At 62.0% G+C, this 284-nt stretch carries 1 protein-coding gene; it reads left to right on the plus strand.

Annotation, left to right across the window (positions count from 1 at the left end):
• A partial coding sequence (locus tag SKC41_RS31765) for a hypothetical protein (RefSeq protein WP_330981560.1) occupies positions 1 to 181 on the plus strand: 181 nt, incomplete at its 5' end.
• Positions 182 to 284 lie beyond the last annotated feature (103 nt).

Genomic DNA, 284 nt, shown 5'->3' on the forward strand with positions numbered 1-284 from the left:
CCCGTCGCGCCAGTTCCGACACGAAGAAGGCGACCTGGTCCAAAACCAGGAACTGGCCGACCACGCCTACGACAAGTACATGTCCGAGAACTGCATACTCGCCCTGGAAGTGGTCGGAACGCTTCCGGCGAAGTACCGCACTAGAATCAAGTCGAATGCCTCCACACCGTCGGACCTGTAGCCGGCATTTCAGCCCGCACCGCTCACAGCCAGAACAGACTCACCGGCGACCATGGGATCACCCCCGGCAGACGCGACGCAAAGTCAACCGCCCACAGCACGGC

Source organism: Mycobacterium sp. 050128 (assembly GCF_036409155.1).
Classification (GTDB): domain Bacteria; phylum Actinomycetota; class Actinomycetes; order Mycobacteriales; family Mycobacteriaceae; genus Mycobacterium.